The following is a 25,723-nucleotide window of genomic DNA, read 5'->3' on the forward strand; positions in this document are numbered from 1 at the left end:
TTATAAATATTTACAAACTAAATGGTAAATACCAATTTTGTTCATTTAGAAGTTTCGAGCGAATAACCGAAGCATTCGCATTACCATCCCTTAATAATCTTGCGTATATTTTATCCGCAAGATAAGAAGGATCTTTCCTTCGGCGAGCAATACGAACTAAATCTTGCCATCTATTGCCCTCAAATGCTAATTCTCGAGCAGATTCTGACATGATGGAATCTTCTAATGCCAATGGTTGTGATTGTAAACTAGTGGGATATGAAAGTAGATATGCTCTTCCACGAATTCCTGCATTTTTATACCAAGGGGACCTAAAATAGGGCAATTCACCCGTTCTTGCATCAAAGTCAAAAGGAGCTACATCATTTGTTTGCATTAGATTTGTTTTATTCGATTGACTTGCGTCATCATAAGCGGAGCCAATACCCCAGTTGGTCACAGCCCAAGCAATTTTAGTACGACCTGCTCTATTTGCAGCTTCTGCATAACGTAGATGCAGTAAAGCAGCACGATATAAAAACCATTTACCGTTTTTTAATAATGGAGTAAGTGGATCGAAATAATACCCATATTTTGCTATCGCTGGCTTACCATAAGAAGTATCAACAGAAAACACTTTTCTTGCATCGAATGGAACTCCATTTTGCTGCATTACTCCATTCCAATTGTCCAATGCAACTTGCGATGGACGAATTAGATATTTCCCACCAGATATAGAAAACAAGTCAATGAATGGATTTTTGGGCGTAAATGATGCATTAAACGGCAAAGACCAAATCCACTCACTATTCCATAAATCATCTATTGATCTACCAAATATAGATTTCCAACCTTGCGTCGTACTATTGATTAATGTATTATAATTCTGTGTTTGATATCTTGTATACCCTACCGAAAGATCTTCATGAGTTACCACTTCTGCATATCCAATTTTATAGTAGGAAAATACATCACCAACTCCAGTAAGAGTCGCCGTTTCCATTACTTCTCTATAAGTCGTAGCAGCTTTTATGTAATCATTATTCCATAAATATAAATCACCAAGTAATGCTTTTCTATTAATAAAAAACTTATCAGTAGGATATCCATCCAAGGTCAAAATCAAACTACTTGAGCTTGCTGAATAGGAATTTAAATCAGGTAGCGATTGCGTAAAGGAAATTAATTGTACAATAAGAGAATCTAGTCCAATCTTTGGAAATTTAGTATTATCTGATAATGAGTCTATATTGGATAACCGATCAGTGACATAAGGTATCGATCCGTATTGGATGCCTAATTGTAAATACAACCAGGATCTTAATGCGCCGATATCGGAATATCTTGCTTGATATTCTTCTAAAGTGATCCTTTTCTCTGTATACATTTTTTCAAAATGATATAAGGCATCATTACAGTTGAGAATCACACTATAAAATGGTCGGGGATCGGCATATTTGTTACCACTTTTAACATTATGCAAAGCAATTTCGGATAAATCAGCATTTGCATTTTCGGTAATATCTGTTAAGTCTCCACGTAGTTCATTCAAGACAATATATTGTTCTGCAAGTTGTGTTAACTGACCATAAATCCCAATGACAGCGGCATCCGCATCATGAATATCTTGATAAGCATTTTCCTCACTTAAAAGATCTTCTGGATTTACATTTAATATTTTTTTACAACCCGCAAAACAAAATAGTATAATAGATATTCCTATAATTATTTTCATTCTATTTCTATTTTTAGATAGTATATTCATTTTCTCCTTTTTTTAGTATTAATTATAGTCCTACTTGTATACCAAAGTTGATGGTTTTGTACAATGGATTTAGGCCTGCATCTACACCTTGTCCATATATACTTTCAGAGGCACTGAATTCGGGATCAAATCCTTTATATTTAGTCCAGGTAAATAAATTGGATGCGCTAGCATAAATATGAAATGATCTAAATTGCTTTTGAAATATATCAAGATCATATCCTAGGCTAAGTGTTCTAAGTCTTACATAGGAACCATCTTCGATCCATCTTGTAGAAAATCTATTATTGCCCGCGGGATCACCATAGGTAACTTTCGGAATGTCTGTATTTTGACCTTCAATACGCCATCTATTTTGAAGTGTACTTAGTTGATTAGAATAGTTTAGGTTAGATTCTAATTCTTGTCTTACGTAGTTGTATATTTCATTACCTTGAGAAAACGAAAACAATGCATTCAAACTAATTTTTTTATAGGTAAAATTTTGTGTAAAGCCACCTACCCATTTTGGATTAGGATTTCCAATAATTTTTCTATCCGCATTATCGATTATATGATCTCCATTTAAATCTGTAAAATGAGCATCCCCTGCTTGAAAGAAATTTAAATGGCCTTTTTCATCATAGTATTGTAGGCTTGCAGCATTGGCTTCTGTCGTAGTACGAAATATACCATTTGCCTCATAGCCATAAAATGAGTTGGCAGCATACCCTACAGAGGTTATAAAGCTACCCCCTGCAAAACTATTTTCAATTGCTCCATTTGGCAAACGAAGTACCTTATTTTTATAGGAAGAAATATTTACTCCAGCATCCCATACAAATGCACTATTTAGTATTCTATATTGAAAATCTAATGAAAAACCTCTATTAGATAACGCTCCTCGATTTTCAGCGAGATATTCAAGCCCACTAGCTGCAGGAAGAGATCGGTACGTAAGTAAATTATTTGTTCGATTATTATAGAAATCAAAGGAAATTTGTAGTTTATTATCTAATGCCGCCAAGTCTACGCCGATAGTAAACTTTCGATTTGTCTCCCATTGTAAATGACTATTTGCAATGTTTCCTCGTACAATACCTTGATAACCTAATAAGTTTTGGGTTGTATAATATCCTTTAGAGGAATAATCTCCTATATCATCATTTCCAGCGAGACCAATACTCGAACGAATTTTTAATAAATTAATCCAGGTAATTTTTTTCCAAAATTGTTCAGATGATATAATCCATGTGGCACCGAATGAGGGTAGTACGGCAAAACTGTTACCACCTATTCGAAGTGCATTAGCAACCTGCTTTCCAAAACGGGAGGAAGCGTCCACATTTAAATTCCCTTGAAAGATATATTTTTGACGTATAGTATAGTTGAGTTGCATATAGTTGTTTATCCAATGAGCATTTCCAATTTCACCGAATACTTCACGCAAGGCGTTCGTTCCATTTCCAACGGAAGTAAAATCATCCGTACTGGAATTATAAGAACGAATTGACATATTTTCATCTTTAAAGCGTTGGTATCTTATACCTAGCATCCATTGTAGATGTTTTTGACTAGAGTGATTGTCATAATTAATTCTAGTATCATCGTATAAGGATGAATACCGCTGTACTTGATTGCCCAATCGACTATAAGCAATAGCATTAAAAAGCGTATCACTTGCTACGCCCAGACGTGGCACAAAATATTTAGAACGGCTTTTGTCAAAGGTAATTCCAAACTGTGTTTCCAGATTCCAATGTTCGTTTATCTGATATTGAATTTTCAAATTACCTAAAAATCTATAGTTTTTGGAATTTGTATTTCCATTTTGAAGAATAGCAAGTGGATTACCAATACCAAATGTATCTACACCAGAAAGATTGGGAGAAACTTCCCCATTATCTCCGCGTTCATTCACCGAAACTAATGGGGATTTTAACAATGCTAACCATAATGGACTTGTTTTTAAAGTAAGTCCTTGATCAAATAGATTTTGATTATTATGTGTAAATGCAATATTAGTAGTTGCTTTTACTTTTTTTGAGATATTAAAATCTGCATTGAAGCGGGTAAAATACCTTCCCCATCCAAAATTGCCAGTATATACATCATCATTTTTCTGATATCCCAATGACAATGCATACTTAGCAATATTATCACCTCCAGCAACACTCAAGTAAACATCTTTTCCAAAAGAAGGATGAAAAACTTGGTTTTGCCAATTCACAGAATTATGATACATATAATAATCTGAATTTTTAACTTCATCATTCAGAAAGGATATATCATTTAAAGATTCATTATCATTTCCTTGAGATTGTACAAGATCAGCAGCATATAATCTATATTGTTTTGCATTCAGTAGAGATAGGTTTTGTGGTTGAATATTATAGGTACCAGATACAGCAAAATTTATAGTTGTCGCTTCTTGATTCGCTTTCTTTGTATTAATGAATAAAACGCCATTCGCCGCCTTAGTTCCATAAGTTGACAATGCATCTCTTACAAGTGTCACAGACGCTATATCGCGTATATCAATGTCTTTTAAGGGATTAAAAAAATATCCCTCAATCAATTGTTGATTATTAGATGGACTATTGTAGATCACTCCATCTAATAATATCAATGGCGTATTGGTTCCATATAGCGAATTTATTCCATATAATTGAAGATTTGAACCTATACCAGGAGTTCCAGAACGTCTTACTACCTTCAAACCAGCCACTCTCCCTTGTAAATAATTATCAACGGTCTCAAATGGCAAATTCCTCGTTTCCGACATTTCTTCATTTATAACTGAAGACGCAGAATATCTATTTTTTAATCTTCCCCATGGAAAAATATGTTCATCCTCAATGGCAGAAAAATGTGCTTCCCAAAGATTGATCACTAACTGTTGTTTACCACTCAATGCATAATCTATAGATTGATAATCTGCCGCGGCGATACTAATCGTAGCATATAAATTGGAAACCTTTATTTTAAAATTTCCATTAATATCCGTTATTGTTACACTTGAATCGCCAAAACTTACATTGGCACCGGCTACACTTTTATGAGAGCGTGCACTTACTACCTGCCCAGTAACTTCAATCTTATCTTGTTGTGCTATACCATCTATAGAGAAAAGAAAAGCAACTATCAACCATGAAAGTGGTAAAAATTTATATATATTTTTCATTTTTAGTTCTATACTTTTTCTAATTATCTAATTCCATTTTAAGATAGTCTAAGGATATTGTACCTGCCGTATTCGCATTATCAGAAACAATATATACATCCAATGTGCCATAATGATTTATAGTATAGTCTCCGATGTATACTTCATTATAGTTATTAGCAGAAACTGTCGTATAATTAAAATCTGTGGCATTCCAATATCCAATAGCCAAACGTTGCCGAAATGAGAGCAAACCATCGTAACCGCCAATAACTGATCTCCATGATATACGATACTTTCCTGAGTAAACATTTGGAATTGAATAATGAACGTAAAATTGGGCTACTCCTACACCATTGATTAATAAATCTCTAAATGTAATCCCATTAGGATCTTGCTTTATTCTATAAAATATAGCGGAAGAATGAGATAAATCAGTAAACCCAGTAGGATATTCTCCTTGAGTATAAATTGTAGGTAAAAGTGTTTTTAATGGTACCGTCCAATTATTAAGATGATAAACAATTCCATTGCTCGCATTATATGATTTTGTTACCGCATTTTTATCAATATGAAACTTTATTCCATTTACAGCGACTATACTATCCGGAAGATTTTCCAAATTTGTATAAGCACTATCTATCGTTAAAAATTTCAAACTATGAAATGCTGCAAGATTATTCGTACTATCTTCTGTGCTTGTTTTAAAATATGGTTGTAATTGGCTCAGATTTGTCTCCCATACGCCATCGTCTAATATAAAAAATGTATAGTTGCTTTTTTCATTAGAAAGATCTCTTACTTGTTCGGTAAATTTATTCCCCGATAATAAAGGCCCAGTATAATTATATAGGGGTTTATCATTTAAAGTATCATAACCCACAACTTCCCGAATACTTGAGTCTCTATATGTATAAGTAATGGAGTTTAAATAGTCCCTTTCTTTTATATCAGTAGTTAAAGAGTTGAGATATTCTGAGATATTCATTTTGGTTAGTATTGCCCTAGACAATATATGCAAAAGTCCATTCTCCCCTGGAATATCCCCTTGTGATATGGGAATATATTGAAAACTATCTTTTCCTAATGTCGCGTATTTTCCATTTAACAATTGTATCTTGTCATTATATCCAACTTGAGTATAAATTTGTCTTGATATATAATTACCGACAAATTCTCTAAGTCCAGCACTATCAGTCGGAATCTCTGAAGATATTTGTGCAATAGCATCATTACTAGGAGCCCAAACTGTATAATTTTGAGACGATTTTAATATATCAGAATACCCAGTTTTATTTATTAAGTTAGTGAATAGTGATAATTCCGTATTACTACTCAAAATCGTATATATTGATTCTGATGATGCTGGCACATTAGCATCTTCAGATTTGCGACAACTAATCAATATTATGAGCAAAAGGATTGCTATCCGAAATAGTATTTTAGTCATATTCAGCGCGTATTTTATTTATAGAAATTGTTTTGCTCTAAATTTTTATCTACGAGCAATTCGGCAGAATTAATCGGGAAATAATGAAAATTATAATCCTTATATTTATTAATAAGGGACTGTTGTTTATTAGCCGGAGCTGTACGAGATGCTAAGTCTATTAACAATTCTAACTTGGCATAATTATTTCTTTTTGCATTGCGCAATATGTCATACCAACGTTTACCTTCATAAGCAAACTCCCTTTTTCGTTCATTTAAAACATAATCAGAAAGTCCGTCCTTATCAGCGTCCGATGGAGACTCTTCAGTTGTAACAAGAGCATGTGCTCTATTTCGAATTTGACGAATAATTTTTAGCGTTTCGGTACCTTGTCCTACTTGAGCACATGCTTCTGCTTTCATTAATAATACATCAGCATAACGATAAACGATCCAATGTGCATAAAAACCACTAGAAGCTCTCGAGACTGAAGCATTGACACCTGTATATTTCCAAATTGCATTGTCACTACTTCGAATAGCGGCATCCATTCCGCGAATATCAACCGAATCTACATTATCATAATCAATACCAAAGACATCGTCCATTACGGTCTCTCCAGCTTGCAATGCACGTCTAGATGTAGTAAACAGACTATAAAATCCATTTAGTTTTTGTGCATCAAATTGAAACTCGAAAATACTTTCAGAAGAATTGCCAATATAATATAGTGTATTAAACCACGTTGCATCCCCATTTACTAAGGAATACTTTCCTGAATAAATTACTTTATTGGCATATATAATTGCACTATCATATTTTTCTTCCCATAAAAAAACATCCGTTAAGGTCGCATCAATTGCATATTGTGTCAATCTGCCTTTATTCGAGGCATTGTCACCAAAATCAGTAGGCACAGAAGTCTCTACAGATTTTAATTCTGAAGCTATAAATGCAAAAATAGTTGACTGTGTACTTTTGGGAACAGAAGCGATGTCTTCATCTGTAGAGGTTGCTCTAAGTTTTAATGGAACATCCCCAAAACTCCTAGCTAAATAAAAATACATTAATGCGCGTAATCCTCTTATTTCGCTTATATAATTATCTAATGCAAGTTGTGTCAGTGTAGGATCATTGTCAAGTACTTTATTGGCATTATCAAGGATTACATTGCAATTATTAATTGTGGTATAGACTTTTGCCCAAGAAGTAATACTATTGGTTGCCAAAATATCTCCATTGAGTATATTTTGCTGATCGGTAGTTGCACCCAAACCAGCAACAACCATATCTGCTCTTAATTCTCCCCATAAAAATAGATTTGTAGCTAATGGATCATCCAAGAGAGACGCATATGCTCCTATTACAGAAGAATACAATTGTTCTTTGGTTTTCCAATAATTTTCCTTCACAATGCCATCATTAGGCTCAAGATCCATCCATTTATTGCAAGATGACAAAAGCAATAGCCCAATAATCGGAACTAAATATATTTGGAGTATTTTATTATTCATATAAATTTCTGATTTTAATATTATAATCTAGCGGATATTCCAATAGTGACAGTTCTTGTTGGTGGAGTTACAGAATTGTCTGTTGCAACGCTAAAAGGGCTTGTTATCCTTGTAGTAACTTCGGGATCTTGACCTATATATTTTGTCCATGTAAATATATTTTCTGCGGTAAGATAAAAGCCAAGAGCATTCAACCCCAATCTTCTAGAGGTATTTGGAGCCAAATCATATCGAACTGTAATTGTACGCCAACGTAAATAAGATGCATCTTGAACATATCGACTAGACCCTAACCAATTGTATCCATACCCATAAACCGCACGAGGTATGTCAGTCACATCTCCATCTTTACGCCATCTACGCAGTACGGCTGTACTTTGATTGTCAAAACTGTACATATTTGTAGTATACATTTCTGTAGCATTGATTAATTTATATCCAGTGCGGAAAGAGAAAAATGCAGTAATTTTTAATCTGTCTTTATAAGTTATAGTTGGACCAAAACCTCCTGTTAATTTTGGATTGGTATTACCTAGGTAAACAATATCTCGATAATCGATATTTCCGTCATGATTTATATCTTGGTATTTGGCATCACCAGGTTGAAATGTATAATCTACAGACGGATAATAAAAACGCATATATTTATTTTCCCCATCTGGTCCAATAATTGGGCTGCCATTTTTATCTCTAGCAATTGTTTCCGAAGCATCTTTATATACTCCTTCATATTTGTAGCCATAAATAGAACCGAATGGATTATTTTCTTGAATCATGCTTTTAAACACCCCATTTTGTGTCAAATCTTGTATATTCTCTCTAGGATATAAATCAGAAATGGTACGTATAATATTCTCATTATGTGCAAGATTTACATTAAATTCAACTTTCCAATCTTTACTCTTAATTGGGGTAGAAAAAAAGCCAATCTCCCATCCCTGATTATCCATAGTACCCGCATTAAGATAAGAAATACTACTATAACCACTATAGGACATGAGTGATAGATTTGGATAGATCATGTCTTTCGTCCTATTTCGATATATATCAGCAGTTAAAGAAATTCTTGATTTAAACAATGAAATATCTAATCCAATATTCTTCCCAATAATGGTCTCCCATTTAAGATTATTCAATTGAATATTTTGTTGATATGAACCAGACTGTTCAAGATAATTCCAAGTATAGTTACCATAGGTACTATAGTATAAATAATCTGCATTGGGCATATTACCGCTTTGTCCATAACTTGCACGAAAACTAAAATCATCCAACCAACTAAATTTCCGCATAAATGGCTCCCCAGAAAGACGCCACCTTGCGGATGCCGATGGAAAGTAACCGTATCTATGATCTTTTCCAAAACGAGAACTTCCATCTTGACGAATACCTAAATTTATAAGATAGCGATCCAAAAAGCCATATTGTCCATTTAGTAGAATTGCAGCGGATCGTGTTTGTGTATTGGTCGTATTATTGATTAATTCGTCATTGGATGTTCTAGAAGCCACTATGGGGACATCTAAATATGATGATGCAGTATTAGAAGCCATTAATCCTTGGTTTAAAAAACTATAATCATTTGTTTGAAATGAAATAAGAGTTTGCAAAGAATGCTTTTCTCCAAGATTAGGAGTATAGAGCAGATTTGTTTTCGTTGCTAAAGTGAATCCATCATAGTCTGCATCAGAGGCTCTATTGACCGTTGTTTCAGTAACAGGTCTCCCCGTCGCAATTTGAGGTAGAATTGTTTTAACTTTTCCGCTATTAATGTCAAATTGGACATCAGAGACAACTGTTAATAATCTTGGAATAATTGTGTATTGGATATTAAAATGTGGTGTAATCCTATTACCGATTTGTTTATTTGAAGCATTGTTGACAAATGCGACTGGATTGTACGTTCCAGGATATTGACCCTGAATATTTGATTCTGGTGAAAAATAATTGGGCGTTTTCTCTCCATAAGCATTATATTCATATATACTCATATTGGGCATTTTCCTATAGGCAATATTCCTAACTGTACTAGCGTATAATTGGTCATTATCCACAAAAGTATAAGCAAAGTCGGCCGAAAATTTTAGATTCTGGGCGACGTTATAATCTAAGTTAATTCTGGTAGAGATACGTTGTAAGTTAGTACCAATAGTAGTACCAGTCTGCCCAAAATAGCCTATGGAAGCATAATATTGCGCTTTACTCCCTCCACCTCTTATCGAAAGTACATGATCTTGCAATATACCCGTCCTTGTGATGGCTTTAACCCAATCGGTATTATTACTATAATTATAATACCAATATGGATCTGTTGGGTCATAAGCAAATTCCTTATTTGTTTGCGTATTAAGAGTCGCCCCAGTCCTATTCATATAAGCTTCTGGTATTAATTGAGAGTATTGATCTCCAGATAACATGGGAATCCCTGACGGATTCTTTGAAATAGTACCTTTAAAAGTATAGGTAATTTGAGGGTCACTTTTAATACCTCTCTTTGTATTTATAACTAATACTCCATTTGCGCCTCGAGCACCCCACACAGCTGTAGCGGCGGCATCTTTAAGTACGGTAATATCTTGTATGTCTGCTGGAGATATATTTAATAATTGTGCGTATCCTTGTTCATCTGAAGAGGCAAAATTAAAATCACTAGGAATAGTCGTACTATATGGCATCCCATCTAAAACAATTAAAGGATCTGATCCGGCATTAATGGAAGATGTTCCTCGTATTCTGATTTGCATACCGACACCTGGGTCGCCAGAGACGGCAGCGATATCAACACCTGGTAAACGTCCTTGAAGCATCTGATCTATTGATGCTGCTTGCATCTCCTGCATGACACTTGCATTGATCGTCGCTACAGAAGTCGTCACATCTCTTTTCTTTATTTTCATTCCAGAGCCATTAGATATACCATTATCTTTTATGGCAACAATTGAAACATCTTCTAATGATTTTTTAGTATGGTCATTTATTAGTCTAAATACAATTACAGTATCCTTTATAGTAGATATTGATTTTGATTGAGAAATATATCCAATAAAAGATACAACTAACTTATTTTTTAAACTATGTGCATTGATTGCAAAATTTCCGTCCGCATCTGTCAAAACACTACTGACTACACGTTCATTTTCATTAATTTCTGTCACACTAACATCAGACAAAACGAATTTTTTTTGGCCATCTAAAACAGAACCACGTATAAAATGCTTGCTATTACTTGAATCAAATTGACCAAAACTGGTAAATCCAAAAATTATAAAAAGAAATATTAAAAATAGGGAGAATATATTGGTTTTGAGTTGCATGATTAGAACTACATATTAAAATGAAGAAAATGATCGATTTGGTGAATGACAGTTCGGTTGGATAAAATATTGCTATTATCCAATATAATAGTTGCATTTGGTGAGGATTGAATAGCGTCTTCTATAGAAAGATTGTTCAGGGAATTGGTTATTTTGACTGTAGCATTCGTTCCATCTGTGTTTTTAAGTAACGTTACATATGTGCCACTTTTCTTGCCATCAGGAACGATAGTATTTTTATCAAGGATATGATATTGAATAAATTTAGTTACAAGCTCTATATCGCTTGTTGCAGTTGGATTAAATGTCGGAGTAACTAATCCATTTGAAGAAACTGTACCAGGCAGGTAACCCTCTTTCACGGCTTCTAATATTGCACTATTAGTAGGAATAAAAACGGTATAGTTTGACCCAACAGATGTACCTGTGATCTGTCCTGTGGATGAATTATATAAATATGAATTTAATAGATATTGATAAAAATAATAAAAAGGAGCAGTTGTATTTAAAGCATAATCAGAAATATGATTTCCAATATTTCTACTTGTAGAAGTTAGTAATCCATTTATAAAATATACTTTTCCATTCGTACGATCAGTAATGGAAGAATCTATTTGAACGTATTTTTTGTCAGCAGAAATAGCATCTAAAGTGCCAGACGAATAAACTTTAAAATTGTCATATTTAATATATTCACCATCATAGGATTCGACAATCCCTTTGCCACTTAAATCCAAATTACTAGATCCAGTAGTATAAACTGTTTGATTATTAGCCGCTGACTTTAAGTTTGTAGTTGCAATACCACCTATAGTTGTTGTACCATTACTAGATGTATATTGAAACGTGCTATTTAGTTGATTCCAACTATAACCTAAATTATTTAAAACATTATCTGGGGTTATTAATAAGGAAAATTCCAAATTGGGATTTCGTAACGATACATATAATTCTTGATCTAATACTTTTGTAAAAAGTGAATATGCAGGATGTAGAAAAGGAACACCATAAACAGTATGAAAAATATTTGCTTTTTGAAGTGCATTTGTTCCATAGAAAAAACCATTAGTTAGTATTTTTTTATCTACTATATTATTACTCGGATTCAATCTAACTTCTTCTCCTAATGTATTAAACGTAGAGGTAAATTTGGACGGCCAAACCGTTTTATCCCACATTTGTGCATTGATAAGATTGGTTATTACAGCGATTGGCAATTCTTCAATCTTTTTTCCTGGATAATATTTAAGCAAAAAAGAATTTTCATAGTCAAGTAAAACATTATTCGTTGGTACGAACAAGGTCCAGCCCTGCTGTTGACCATCATTATCTTGAGCCTTAAGATAATTTTCATTATTTAATGCAAATACAACCGAACTACTATAATTTTTAATGTAAACGGATGACGCACTTCCAGATAATATTTTATAGTTGGAACTTGCGGCTTCATTATAATCATATGTTACGAAGAAAAGATTTAATAATCGTTTAAATTCACTATACTCAGAATGTGCTGATAAATATTGGTCTAAATTCAACGGTATTGATATGACATGATCTGTTGTGTGAATAATTCCATTTTCAGCATTTATATCTTTTTCTGTTACAGTAGCATCCATTATATTAAATCCATTATAGTATGTACTAGGAAAAAAATAATTATAGTCGTAAGTAGTAAGATTATTTGCACCTAAGTAAGCATCCGTAAAATATGAAATATATTTATTGTTATTATCCCCATCAACATAGCTCCCATTCCTATTAGAAGCAAGTACTTGTAATATCTTACCATCTATCGTATCATTATAAACATAATCATAATAAGCCGTTCTTCTTTTATAAGCTTTATTCGTAACCCAACCAGCACTCGATTGATAATCTGAAATATGATCCGTCCCATAGCTATTATACACTAAAGAATATCGAACTAATTTTACCGCCGCACTGCTATCAATATTGTCAGTGCTTGACAAATTTAGTGATGCAAGATAAGAGGCAAATGCATCATCTGTAGGAACAAATGCAGTCCAATAACCTTGAGCGCTTAATATATTTTTATAGTTGGCTTTATCTACAAGTTTCAAGTAATTTTTAAAATTGCCACGATTCTCTAGCACTTGATAAATAGGTGCTGATAAACTATCAGGACGACCATAAAATTTATCAAAAGCATCTTTTCTACAAGCATTAAATTGCACAATGACACTTAGTAAGAATATCATACGAAATATTAGACTTCTCATAATTTAGAATTATAAATAAAACTTTATATAGTAGGCAATAACTATCTCCTACTACTAAATAAGATTCTCAAAATGCTAATTATCAATAATTAATAAATAACTATTTATAATATACAGAACCATCCTTATTGAACCTTGGCCATTGTTGATCTTGATCAGCAGGGATAAACTGTACCATATCAACATTAAACCTATTAGCTGCACCTCCTGTAGTATTAGAAATGGCAACAAAGCGAACTTTATGAGTAGAAGACGTAGTAATATCAACAGTACCAACAAGCTTGGATGTATTTGTAGTCGCTGTATATGGATAAGACATGTATCTTTTATAACCTTGAGCTTCTGCTACATCTTCCGCAAGTCCAGCTGGATAATATTCACCATAGTCAAAAAGCTTTGGTAATGAAACACTATCTACAAGCGTCTGTGTAGTCTGATTACGTCCTCCTCTTCTATAACACACCCATACTTTATACTTTCCTTTTACAATAAACGGCGTAGTAAATTCAACCCATTGTACAACGGAAGAGCGGAGTTCAATAGCAAAATAATCATTATAAACAAAATAATCTGCTGATGAAGATGGGGCACAAGTATATGTAATAGAACCTCCATTCCAATTAATACCACTAAATTGAGTAGGATCTGTGAATTCTTGACTTTTACCTTGCTTTCTAAACAATGCAACGATCTTTCTCAACTCTGGTTGATCTGCTACATCAAAATATACTGCTGTTGGCTGACGTATTTTTATGTATAAATCTCCCTGTAGATCATGTATTGTACCGTTTTCAGCCAACACATCACTATAATTTCGTGATATTCCTATCCCAGGTTCTATATTTCCATTAAATTCATCTTCATTTAGTAATACTGTTTGACCATCTGTTTTTACAGTTACTACTTCCGACGATGTATATGTTGGAAGTGAAGTGGATGTAACAATATCTGCCAAGTACCTTAGACCTGGAATCAAATGATAACCAATGTACATATGTAAAGAATCATAATAGAGTTTTGGATTTCCAGTATTTGAATATTTCTTATATAATTGATCATAGGAAGTGATACCTAGACTATTGTATACACTATCAGACTCAGCTAAAACAGTTACCCAATCTCTTGTTGTGTCTTGTGAATGATAAAAATTAAGACTATCGATTAGTCCAGTAGAAATGAGGGACGCATAAAATATAGAATAACGAGGATCGTTTTTTAGACGATCAGCAAGATTATTTTTTTCGGGAACTATAACGTGATCTATTTCATGTACTAGACCATTTCCTAAACGATTATCTACGCTCGTCACTAAAGCTCTTCTATTAATTCTATAATAAGCTTTACCTGATTGCAATGTGACATCTGTAATTAAATATTGACCGTAAAGAGTAATAGAAGGCAATTTTCCATCTGTAAAATCAGAAGAGGAAAGTGTATCTTTAACTAGATGAATTTTTACAAAATCATTTAATGTATTTACAGGAACCTGATCAATAGTACTATAACTACTATCTTTTAACCACAGATTTATTGCATCGTTTGTGGGCGCAAAGAAAGTATAAGTTCCATATGCATTGAGATAGCCATCCGTATTTGTTTTTTCCAATATATTTATTAACAAAGAAAATCTAGAGGAATTATCAACTAAATAATCAACTATATTTTTGTCTGTTGAAGTTGTTTCGATTATATTATTTTTCGAACAATTAAAATTTAGAAAAAATAAAAAACATATCGAGATTGGATATAAAAATTCTTTTGCAAAATTATTTCTCATAATTGCAGTATAAAATGTTAAGTAAGGATATTAATTGGGATACAACCCTGCGTTATGCAAATACATTATAGTTTTACTTTCTTTCTCACAAAAAGTAAGTACTTAATTTTATTTGAATTTTATTAAAATCGCGGTTTGAATTGCACTATTATATGCAACAACAAGAGGTAAATAAAGTGTTAATTTTAACGTTTATCAATTGGAAATGAATTTTCATTGATAATTCTTGTTTAATTTTGGCTTGTCTAAGAAATTGTAAGATCTCCATTTTATTGTTTTTTAGATTTTGGTGGAAGTGTTCCCGCACTTCCACATTTTCTCACTTATTAGTCTATAAAAATTGTAGACAAATATCAAATAAAAAAATGGTTTAAAAAAATTTTAAACCATTTTTTTGTATAAAATACTATTAATAAGAAAACTTGATAGTTTAATTGTTATAAATGAATATTTTTTTCTCCAGCATCTATTCTTATTGGCAAGATATTTTTATCAGGAGGCAATGGACAAGTAGCAAAATCAGAAAACGCACATGGTGGATTGATTGCTTTATTAAAGTCAATAAAAGTTTGATTATTAGCATCTACATTTTTTACACTTAAAAATCGTCCTGCAGGGTAACTTTCCTCTCCACTTGTCATATCACCGAAAACTATAAAATAACCATCACTTGATTTACTCATAATTTCCAATGAGTATTTTTTTTCATGAATAATAAATTCAAGAGATCCTACTGCCTTATTCTGAAAAGATTGCCCTATTTTATTTTCGAATCCATATATATCATCTTGTTCAGCAGGTACAAATGTTGCAGGAAATATCCAATTAGAATCCAAAGGAAAAGACGGAATATCATGAAAATCAATTAGTTTTTTTAGTTCAAAATTTCTTAATCTAACTCCAAATTTTTCCTGACGTTGAATAATAGACCAACTAAAATTACTGAACCTAGACTCTACATAATCTTTTGGATATTTAGTATTGAATAAAATAGTATCTTTTGTTTCTTGTTTATTTTTGAATAACTTAATTTGATCAGATGGTGTTCTTATTGAAACGATACCATTATGCAAATTAAAAACGCCACCTTTTACTAAAGGAAAATCTTTAGGAAATATAATATCATTACTAGTATCCCTTCCAAATGTATTAATGCCGAATTGCAACCAATACAATCCGACTAGATTTATCCATCCATGAGGAGCTTTCAAATCCTCAATTCTTTTCTTTTTCCATGAATTAAATTCATTAGCATATTCTTTAGATACTTGAGCTGATAATATGGCCGTGAAAAAACTAAAAATAGCCACGATAATTATTTTTTTCATACTGAATTATTTATAAATCTTTATTAGTGGATATTTCATTATTGGGTAATGGAAATATATAATTTTCATCAGTTGGCGCTACTGAAGAGGCTTGCAAAGAACTACTACCTTTTGCAGGAATAGTAAGTAGATTTCTCAACAAGTCATTGGAACGAAAACCTTCTCCCAATAATTCAATTCTACGTTCTTTCCAAATAGTTGCAATTAAACTGTCTTTTGTAGATACTAAAGAATTTGCAAATTGATAATTAGCATCTGATCTTTGATGTACCGCATTTAGTAGGTTTAATGCCAAACTAAGATTACCCAATTGCGCTTCCGCCTCTGCATAATTTAATAATACTTCAGAAAAGCGAATAACTGGTATATAATCTACATATGGACTTGACTTCGAATACTTTTTTAATAAATACTGACTACCTGATAAAGAAAGTAAATTTCGTCGATTATCTGTACTACTCCAAATGGAAGTATTTAATATTCCAGATGGATTTAGATAATATTCTTTATTTACATAGTAGATATATCCAATTGCAGACTGACCACTATAAGAATCTGATGTCGTAGATGGCGTAGAAAATATAGATTCCGTGGTGGTATAATTAGAGGAAAATATATTTGTTATATCACTTTGTAATGCATGAAGTACCCCAAATGTAGTGGAAAATGGAGCTGATGTCTGAGGTACTAATTTTTGGGCTTCTTTAATTGTATTGTCAAAATCATTTTGATTCAAATAAACTCTTGTCTTTAATGCAATAGCCGTACTTTTATGTGCATGAGTTGTATTGAGTAAGTCTGTACTATATTTATTTGGCAACAATAGTTCTGCACTATCCAAATCAGACAATATTTGCGTATACACTTCTTTTACAGTACTTCTCGCCAAATTATTATTATCAGAATTAACTTCTGCTTCTAATCTTAAAGGTAAGCCTGCAGAAGCGCCCTGATCTTTATTATACGGTTCTGCGTATATCGAAACCAAACTATAGTATGACAATGCTCTTAAAAATTTAGCCTCCCCTATATATTGTAATTTCAAAGAATCAGATATAATACCCTCAGATAAGCTTCCCAAACCGTTCAAAATAATATTAGCGTCATTAATAGTACTGTAAGCCGCAGTCCACAAATTATTGACATCATTAGAACCGGAGGTGTAAGAATTGGTCCAACTTTCATATGCTGTATAAACATTCCCAGTAACATTGATAAAATCCTCACCACGAACATCCAAATACAATAAATATCTACCACCATAAAGACTTGCAGATTTTAAGGCATCATAAGCGCCATTGACAAGACCATCTATTCTTTTAGCAGTTGAAAATATTGTACTGGAGCTTAAACTACTTTCTGGAGTAGTATCTAACAAAGATTTTTCACATGAAAAAAAAAGTATAGAAGAAAATAAGCTTCCGAAAATTATTTTTTTAAATATTATAGACATAAAATAACAATTTAGATAATTAAAAACTAGCATTGATTCCAAAAGTGAAAGTCCGACCTTGTCCTACAGAATTTCTTTCTACGCCAATAGACGTATTCGAATTTCCATTGGAAGAAATCTCTGGATCTAAACCTGTATACTTTGTAATTAAGAAAAGATTCGAGGCCTGAACGTATAATCTTAAACTAGAAATCCAGTCAGCTTTTAAGGTATTCTTACTAAACCTATATCCTAACAATATATTTTGCAATCTTATGAAATCACCCTTTTCAACATTAGAAGAAACAGGAAAGGACGTTCCATTGGAAATAACGTCATTATACACTAATCTTGGAATATCTGTTTGTTGACCTGCATGCGTCCATCTATCTAGTATTCCTGTATAATTATTATAGGCTGTTTGATCTCGCAAAGTGGCTTTCGTACCATTCATAATATAGTTGCCTCCAGCATAAGTAATATTTACATTCAAATCAAGATTTTTCCATGAAAATGAATTATTCCATCCACCATAATATTTGGGTAATGCATTTGCTAATAAATAATAATCTGAAGTACCAATAGCAGGAGCGGTAGACCCATCCAAATAAGTCCAATGACTTTGCCCATTTTCAACTGCAGCACTATATTGAACCTTCTCTCCTTCTGCATTAATGAATATTCTTTGACCATTTGCGGGGTTTACACCATCCGTTTTAGCACCATATAAACTACTAATAGAGTAACCAACCCTAGTTACATTGTTTGAATTTGCAGAGGTATGCGTGTATCCAATAATATCGGCATCATCAGCCAGTGCAGTTACTTTATTTATTATATGCGAATAATTCAGTGAAGAATTCCAACTAAAAGTTTTGGTTTGAATAATTTGACCACTAATCGTTAATTCAATTCCTCGATTATACATAGAACCAATATTTTGCAAAATAGTATTATCAGGTATACCTTTCGATGCTGACTGTGGTACACTTAAAATGAGCCCATCCACATTATTGTTAAAATATGTAAATTCTAATTGATACTTATTATTCAAAAAAGAAACGTCAGCTCCGACATTGGTTTGTTTACTTGTTTCCCAACTTAAATTATTATTTCCTACTTGACTAAGTGACCATGTTGAACTCGAACCATATAAGGATGCAGAATATAAATTCATAGCAGCATAATTACTACTAAGATTTCCATTTCCTACTTTACCATAACTACCTCTTAATTTCAAATTGGATACAACTTTGCTTATACTAGAATTTGTAAAGAATTTCTCTTTGGAGATAGCCCAACCAGCAGAAACACCTCCGAAATTTCCATATTTATGACCATCGGCTAGAGCAGAATTACCATCTCTACGAACATTTGCTGTAAAAAAGTATTTGTGATCAAAATCATAATTTAAACGTCCAAAACCAGATACAAAAGCCTGTGTACTTAATGCATTACCAGTAGCGACAACGTTTGTCCATCCACCTTGGTAATATTGAAAATAATCATCAGATGCTACACTAGCAGACGCACCCCATATGGAGTTTTTAATTTGTTGATTATCAGTACCAACTAAAATATTTACATCATGGTGGCCCCAACTATTATTAAAATTAATCGTATTTGTCCAATCCCAGTTATTAATAGTTGTAGAGATATTGGCAGCAGAGCCTCCACTTGAGTACGCAGAAGATCCAATCTCAGGTCCTTGATAAGATTGATTTTCAACTTTTAATCGATCAATAGAATATAATGTAGCGAATTCAAAATGTTTCAAAAATTTTACATTAGCTCCAACATTGGCAATTATATGATCATTTTCGCTGGTAAATCTGCTATAATCAAATAATGCTAATGGATTATATAGTGTTGATGTAGCCGTATTATTTCCCATTCCGATAGTTCCTGTAGAACTTAAATTAAAACTACCATCTTCATTGTAAGCGGAAACATTCGAAGGTAAAGCCATTGCTAATCTGGCAGCACCCACCAACAATTGTGCAGTATTGGGTAAAGAACCTGAATTATAGGATTTATTAAATGAATTGTTATAATTGGCTCCAGCTTTTAGCTTAATAAAACTAGTCAGATTATGTTCTAAATTGAAGCGTATGGATTTACGTTTAAAATTATTTCCAACTAAAAATCCATTTTGATTTGAATAATCTGCAGATAAATAATAATTCGTTTTTTCAGAAGCACCAGAAACATTAATGCTATTGTTCTCAGATACACCCGTCTGATATACATAATCATACCAATTCGTATTCACAAGCGATCCATCTGAATTATATGAAGGAAAAAATAATGCAGAGTCTACAGAATTATTATTTGCGTTGCCAGTAAGAATTTTTGAGTTATTTACTGCTTCATTTTTAATATCCATATATTGTTGTGCATCCAATAATTTGGGTAATCTTACTGCTTTAGTAATACCAATCCAACTATTATAGTTGGTTGATATTCGTCCTTTCTTTCCCCTTTTGGTAGTCACTATTAAAACACCAGCTGCAGCCCTAGAACCATAAATAGCCGTTGAAGCAGCATCTTTAAGTACATCCACCGAAGCAATATCATCGGGATTAATATCTCCTAGTGGATTATTTACAACATTTGTACTTGTAGAAACATTCCCAGTATTTATGGGTATACCATCTACAACAATTAAAGGATAAGAACTAAGAGAAACGGAATTAATCCCTCTTATCCTTATAACTGGAGGTGCGTTTAAAACACCATTAGGCAAAGCAACACTGACGCCAGCGGCTTTACCAGAAAGAGTTTGATCGAAACTTTGAACGGGCATATTCTCCAAGGCAGAACCATCAATATGGGCAATCGAACCTGTTACGTCTTTTCTATTCTGTTTGCCATATCCCACAATTACCACTTCTGTTAAATCATGTGAGTTAGAATCTAACCATAATGTTGTATTTGCTTGCTCAATCAAATAGTTCTTAATCGGATACCCTTTTACAGAAACTTTTACCTTGAGTGGAAATTCATTTAATGATTTAAATATAACATTTCCAAAATCATTTAATTTCGTAATGCCTCCATCCCACTCTACAGTTCCTTTATTTAAAGGCTCTTTCGATGCACTATCACGTATTGTTAGCTGGATTTGAATGGAATCTTTTACTTGCGCTTCGGTAAAATTGGGGACGACAAATCCCAACAGGGCGAGCGATATCGCCATGTGAAGTTTTCTCTTCATTTGGTTGTTTTAAAATTTTAAAATATTTGTTTTATACTAGTAGAAGGGAATGCTATTTATTAGTGAGATTCGATATATATTGATTAAAATCTTGAATTCGAGATTCTAGTACGATTAATTGCTCATTGGCTTGATCCCATTTTTTCTGTTCAATTGCTTCTCGGACTCCAGGTATTGTTTTAACTCCATATCCTGTATAGAAACCAGGAGCATATATTACATGTTTATACCAAGACCTATTTGGTAGACCACCAGGGTTTAACAATACTTGTTCCGCTTGATAAAGTTTCTCATTTAAAATAGCTAAATCTTGTTTGGACAAATTAGTGGTATTTTTCAAATATTGATTCAGTTGATCTGCATGTAAAGACAATGCGCCGATTAAGGAATCCAATTTATGGAAATTAATTTTGGGTAACGTATCTTGTCTAGTTATAGGATAAATCGATTCATCCGTGCCTGCATAGGCATAAGCACTATCTTTCAACAATTCATTTTGTCTCAAAATGGTATTTTGAGTACGATTAATATACGATTTTAAGTCTTTCACATATGATTCAATAGCATGCCCTAATTCTTTAAAATTAAATGGAAGCAATCTATCTTCTGATAATTGAAGAACCGCATGACCTCCAACTTTAGATAACGCTTCAGCATATAAAAAGCCTGGATCTTTAAATCTTATAAAGTCAGCATATGTATCAAAATCTGTATGATACTCACCTCCAGGATCTTCTCCTTGGAAACTAAGATTCAAGGACGGAATACCTAAATGTTGTAAAAACGCAGAATAATCTGATCCTGTTCCTAAGGCTCCTATTTCCGTTGAAAATTTTTCTGTCGTATCTGATTTAGGCCTTTTTAATTCTGAATGCAACTTTTTTCTTTCCAATAAACTAATTGGATGAACAGGATCGCTTATATCGTCTGCGACATGATTGATAAAGCCTTGTAACGCATGTGAACCTCCAACAGATAAAAAGCCTTTACCATTGTTATCGGAATTAATATAAGCAACCGTTTTCTTTTGCAATTCATCCGCATGACGTTCTACCCATTCGGTTGAACCAAGTAAAGAAGGCTCTTCGCCATCCCAAGCCGCATAAACTATAGTTCTATTTGGTTGCCAGCCAGCTTGATGTAATTGCCCTATAGATTTCGCCTCTTCTAACATTGCAGAGAGACCACTGACAGGATCCGAAGCCCCATTTACCCATGCATCATGATGATTACCTCTAATCACCCATTCATTCGGAAATTCTTTTCCTTCTATTTTGGCAATCACATCATAGGCAAGTACTATTTTCCAATCAAATGAAACACTTAAATGCACTTTATCATTTTCTCCTCCAATATGATATGTTATGGGCAAAGCACCTTGCCATTCACTTGGAACCACTTTTCCTGATAAGGCTTGTAATAAATTCTGTGCATCTCTGTAATTTATTGGCAAAACGGGTATTTTCAACAAATTGGTAGCATCCTGCCTTTTTATTCTTTTGGCATCTTTTACCGCACCCTCTCCTGGTGTAAGTGGATCTCCTGGATAAACGACCATGTCCATGACAGACCCTCGCTGCACACTCCATTCATTTTTATAAGGGCCTTTGGGATAGGTATCTCCCTTAGTAAAACCATCATCTGAAGGATCAGAATATAATATCGTACCTATAGCTCCATGCTCTTGTGCGATTTTTCCTTTAATGCCACGCCAAGCCTTTCCATATTTTGCAATGACGATTTTTCCTTTGACATCTACGCCAAGACGATCTAAGATTTCATAATCCTCTGGTAGTCCGTAATTTACAAAAACTAAATTACCTGTAACATCGCCGTCTGCACTCCATGCGTTATAAGGTGGCAACCCTCCATTTGCTTGATTAATACTGTCATCTACAAATGTTTTTTCCAATAAATTGGCATTATATTTAACTGGAGATAATAAAGTCAATGCTCTATGTTTTGGCGTCGGAAATAAAACATAGTAAGTTTCAATGGAGGAATTCCAGCCCCATTGTTGAAATAATGCGTTAATTTTTTCTGCAATTTCTTTAGTTCTTTTTGAACCAAGATGATGCGGAGTAGCAGAAAACTCTTTGATTAATTGGCCAATATGTTCTTTAGATAATTGGTTATCAAATTTTTTCTCAAGTTCCGCATTTTCAATCTGTGCATGTATTCCCACAGTAAATAGAGTACTTAGAAATAGTAAATTTCTTTTAAGCTTTCTCATATTGATTATTTTTAGCTTTAATATTTTTTATATAATTTTTTTGAGTCGTACAATCATTTATATAGATACCTGTAAAAAAATTCATAGGTTCGTAACATCTGATCTATCCTTTGGGTATTATCCCCACTACGTGTTAACTCGTGATCCGCATTGGGATGTCTAACATACTCAACATGTTTTCCTAATAATCTCAAACTTTTGTAAAGCATATCACTTTGAGTGGTTCCAACTCTAGTATCATGCTCTCCTATAAATATTAATAAGGGTGTATTGATATTTTGTACATAGTTGATAGGAGATTGATTTTTTAATAATTCTCCAATTTTGTTAGTCCAAGGATAGCCCCCGAAATATCTAGGAACAATATTCCAGACATCACCTTCACCTAAAAATGTATTAAAATCATATACACCTCTTTGACTACTAGCGGCTAAAAATCGATGATCGTGAGATAAAATCCACGCAGTCAAATATCCTGCATATGAACCGCCACTTAATAATAATTTGGAAGAATCAACCCAATCCTCAGATATTGTCTTATTCAAATAAGACAATACATCCTTTGCAGGACCTGTGCCCCAATCTTTTTCATTCGCTCGTAGAAATTTTTCGCCATAACCATTAGACCCACGAGGATTACCATAAACAACCCCAATACCTTTCCCCGTAAAAAATTGAAACTCATGCCACATACTTTCTTCTCCAGGTCCCCACATAGAAGCTGGACCTCCGTGCATTTCCAACAATAATGGATATTTCTTATTTGACTCAAATCCCTTTGGTTTCATTACCCAAAACTCTACTTTTTGTCCAAGTTCATTTACTATACTATGTTTTACGGGTATACTTATAAATTTATTTTCCAACCATTTATCATTCAGATGAGATAGTTGCTGTTCTTTATTTTCTTCAAGATTCTTTATGTATAGTTCGGAAGGATTACTTATCGTAGTTTTGGCGTATATAATTTTTTTATCTAATACAGAAAAACTTAAAACGCCATCAACAGAGTCTGTAAGATTTTGAAACGTTTTAGTACCAACTCTAGATTTTGAAACTACAGAGCCACCATTTCCACTTTTGATAAAATAGATATAATTTTCATCTGAGGAAAATTGTATTTGACTCAAATTTCGATCTATTTCTATAAGATAGTCGTTACTTTTTTGATCTATAGTATTATAGATGTATATTTTTGGAATGTTGACCTTACCCAAGACATTTCTTTGATATGCTAAATATTTACCACTTTTAGATACAGATTCTATACTATAGGAAAAATGAGTATCTTGTTTTAGTGGAAATATTTCATTCGAGTCTATGTTTATTTCATATATACTTGATTTTGTTAACCCATATAATGAAGAATCTTCCACGACAGGTGTACTATTAACTATAATTTTATTTCTATTTATAAAATAAGGACTACTATAATTATTTAAACCTTTCGTCAATGCTATTGGAGTCGATCCAAAAGATGTATCTAAAATAAAAATATGAGAAAGATTGACGGCTGTGTTTATACCTGCTTCGGTTTGATATTGAATTTTACGAATTACTTTTGCTTTTTGACTCAATTCATTTCTATACAAATAAGACCTTATATTTTCTATCGTTCCATCTGGATTTGGAGAGTCATAATGTAGATAATTTGAAATAAATAAGCTATCTCGAGAACTTATATTTGCAACATTGCGTATTGATTGTAACGTAGTGTCGTATAAATACGCCATTATGGGAATTGCAGTTGTAAAAACTAAACGATTACCATCCCTATTCCATATTATATTATTAATATTATAGGAAAAAAAACTTACTTGTTTGGATATCTTAGTCTTTAAATCATATTTAAAAATTTGAGATAAGCCGTCTACTTTTTTCAAATAAGCAATTTCATTTCCATTCGGACTAAAAACTACTTGTGATATTTCACTTTTTGCGGAATCTAATAAATATGGAATGGAATTCTCTTCAAGATTAAGATTCCAAAACCTCTTTTTATAGGAATAGTTCATATTTGGTAAAACCTTATCTAAAATATAGGAAGGTAATAATTCTTTTTTAGTTTCTTTTTTGTTTAAACTGTCGTCTTCAATACTTTTTACGGAATAAATAACCCATTTCCCATCAACACTTGTCGATATATTAGTGATACTTCTGATCTTCAAAAGATCATCCACTTCAATTGGATTTTTATTTAAATTTTGGCTATGGGATAAATTCGTAAATAGTAGTGCTAACACTATCATTAAATGATACTGTAATTTTAAAAATTTCATCTATTTTAGTTTAGTTTCCTGAAGATTATTTTAAATATAATCTCAACAGAATAATTCTTAGGAAATGC

At 32.8% G+C, this 25,723-nt stretch carries 12 protein-coding genes; all 12 read right to left on the reverse strand.

Translation table 11 applies throughout. From position 1 onward, the window contains the following. Positions 1 to 10: 10 nt before the first annotated feature. Positions 11 to 1,714 carry a RagB/SusD family nutrient uptake outer membrane protein gene (locus tag E0W69_RS06280; RefSeq protein ID WP_131329177.1) on the reverse strand — a complete coding sequence of 568 codons (1,704 nt, stop codon included), beginning with the start codon at positions 1,712 to 1,714 and terminating at the stop codon, positions 11 to 13. A gap of 52 nt (positions 1,715 to 1,766) precedes the next feature. Next, on the reverse strand, positions 1,767 to 4,907 hold the full coding sequence (locus E0W69_RS06285) for a SusC/RagA family TonB-linked outer membrane protein (protein WP_131329178.1): 3,141 nt from the start codon (positions 4,905 to 4,907) through the stop codon (positions 1,767 to 1,769). Positions 4,908 to 4,926: 19 nt separating this feature from the next. Next, the gene (locus E0W69_RS06290) at positions 4,927 to 6,336 is read right to left on the reverse strand and encodes a fasciclin domain-containing protein (protein ID WP_131329179.1); all 1,410 of its coding nucleotides are present in this window, start codon (positions 6,334 to 6,336) and stop codon (positions 4,927 to 4,929) included. 14 nt (positions 6,337 to 6,350) lie between these two features. Then, positions 6,351 to 7,832: a RagB/SusD family nutrient uptake outer membrane protein gene (locus tag E0W69_RS06295; protein WP_131329180.1), complete on the reverse strand. Its 1,482-nt coding sequence runs from the start codon at positions 7,830 to 7,832 to the stop codon at positions 6,351 to 6,353. A gap of 20 nt (positions 7,833 to 7,852) precedes the next feature. Further along, on the reverse strand, positions 7,853 to 11,146 hold the full coding sequence (locus E0W69_RS06300; protein ID WP_131329181.1) for a SusC/RagA family TonB-linked outer membrane protein: 3,294 nt from the start codon (positions 11,144 to 11,146) through the stop codon (positions 7,853 to 7,855). A gap of 8 nt (positions 11,147 to 11,154) precedes the next feature. Beyond that, the gene (locus E0W69_RS06305) at positions 11,155 to 13,368 is read right to left on the reverse strand and encodes a fasciclin domain-containing protein (RefSeq protein WP_191967984.1); all 2,214 of its coding nucleotides are present in this window, start codon (positions 13,366 to 13,368) and stop codon (positions 11,155 to 11,157) included. Between the two features lie 121 nt (positions 13,369 to 13,489). After that, entirely contained in the window at positions 13,490 to 14,995 is a 1,506-nt protein-coding gene (locus tag E0W69_RS06310) for a fasciclin domain-containing protein (protein ID WP_191967985.1), read from the reverse strand. 608 nt (positions 14,996 to 15,603) lie between these two features. Then, on the reverse strand, positions 15,604 to 16,494 hold the full coding sequence (locus tag E0W69_RS06315; RefSeq protein ID WP_131329184.1) for a DUF1684 domain-containing protein: 891 nt from the start codon (positions 16,492 to 16,494) through the stop codon (positions 15,604 to 15,606). Positions 16,495 to 16,504: 10 nt separating this feature from the next. Next, positions 16,505 to 17,947: a RagB/SusD family nutrient uptake outer membrane protein gene (locus E0W69_RS06320; RefSeq protein WP_131329185.1), complete on the reverse strand. Its 1,443-nt coding sequence runs from the start codon at positions 17,945 to 17,947 to the stop codon at positions 16,505 to 16,507. A gap of 19 nt (positions 17,948 to 17,966) precedes the next feature. Beyond that, on the reverse strand, positions 17,967 to 21,143 hold the full coding sequence (locus E0W69_RS06325; protein WP_131329186.1) for a SusC/RagA family TonB-linked outer membrane protein: 3,177 nt from the start codon (positions 21,141 to 21,143) through the stop codon (positions 17,967 to 17,969). Between the two features lie 52 nt (positions 21,144 to 21,195). Continuing rightward, entirely contained in the window at positions 21,196 to 23,376 is a 2,181-nt protein-coding gene (locus tag E0W69_RS06330) for a transferrin receptor-like dimerization domain-containing protein (protein WP_131329187.1), read from the reverse strand. A 53-nt stretch (positions 23,377 to 23,429) separates the two neighbouring features. Next, positions 23,430 to 25,655 carry a S9 family peptidase gene (locus E0W69_RS06335; RefSeq protein WP_131329188.1) on the reverse strand — a complete coding sequence of 742 codons (2,226 nt, stop codon included), beginning with the start codon at positions 25,653 to 25,655 and terminating at the stop codon, positions 23,430 to 23,432. Between the last annotated feature and the right edge of the window lie 68 nt (positions 25,656 to 25,723).

Source organism: Rhizosphaericola mali (assembly GCF_004337365.2).
Lineage (GTDB): Bacteria > Bacteroidota > Bacteroidia > Chitinophagales > Chitinophagaceae > Rhizosphaericola > Rhizosphaericola mali.

What these genes read in the sequence shown, in the direction of transcription:
- E0W69_RS06280 (WP_131329177.1), bottom strand. Translation starts at nt 1,714, where the DNA reads ATGAAAATAATTATAGGAATATCTATTATACTATTTTGTTTTGCGGGT.
- E0W69_RS06285 (WP_131329178.1), bottom strand. Translation starts at nt 4,907, where the DNA reads ATGAAAAATATATATAAATTTTTACCACTTTCATGGTTGATAGTTGCT.
- E0W69_RS06290 (WP_131329179.1), bottom strand. Translation starts at nt 6,336, where the DNA reads ATGACTAAAATACTATTTCGGATAGCAATCCTTTTGCTCATAATATTG.
- E0W69_RS06295 (WP_131329180.1), bottom strand. Translation starts at nt 7,832, where the DNA reads ATGAATAATAAAATACTCCAAATATATTTAGTTCCGATTATTGGGCTA.
- E0W69_RS06300 (WP_131329181.1), bottom strand. Translation starts at nt 11,146, where the DNA reads ATGCAACTCAAAACCAATATATTCTCCCTATTTTTAATATTTCTTTTT.
- E0W69_RS06305 (WP_191967984.1), bottom strand. Translation starts at nt 13,368, where the DNA reads ATGATATTCTTACTAAGTGTCATTGTGCAATTTAATGCTTGTAGAAAA.
- E0W69_RS06315 (WP_131329184.1), bottom strand. Translation starts at nt 16,494, where the DNA reads ATGAAAAAAATAATTATCGTGGCTATTTTTAGTTTTTTCACGGCCATA.
- E0W69_RS06320 (WP_131329185.1), bottom strand. Translation starts at nt 17,947, where the DNA reads ATGTCTATAATATTTAAAAAAATAATTTTCGGAAGCTTATTTTCTTCT.
- E0W69_RS06325 (WP_131329186.1), bottom strand. Translation starts at nt 21,143, where the DNA reads ATGAAGAGAAAACTTCACATGGCGATATCGCTCGCCCTGTTGGGATTT.
- E0W69_RS06330 (WP_131329187.1), bottom strand. Translation starts at nt 23,376, where the DNA reads ATGAGAAAGCTTAAAAGAAATTTACTATTTCTAAGTACTCTATTTACT.
- E0W69_RS06335 (WP_131329188.1), bottom strand. Translation starts at nt 25,655, where the DNA reads ATGAAATTTTTAAAATTACAGTATCATTTAATGATAGTGTTAGCACTA.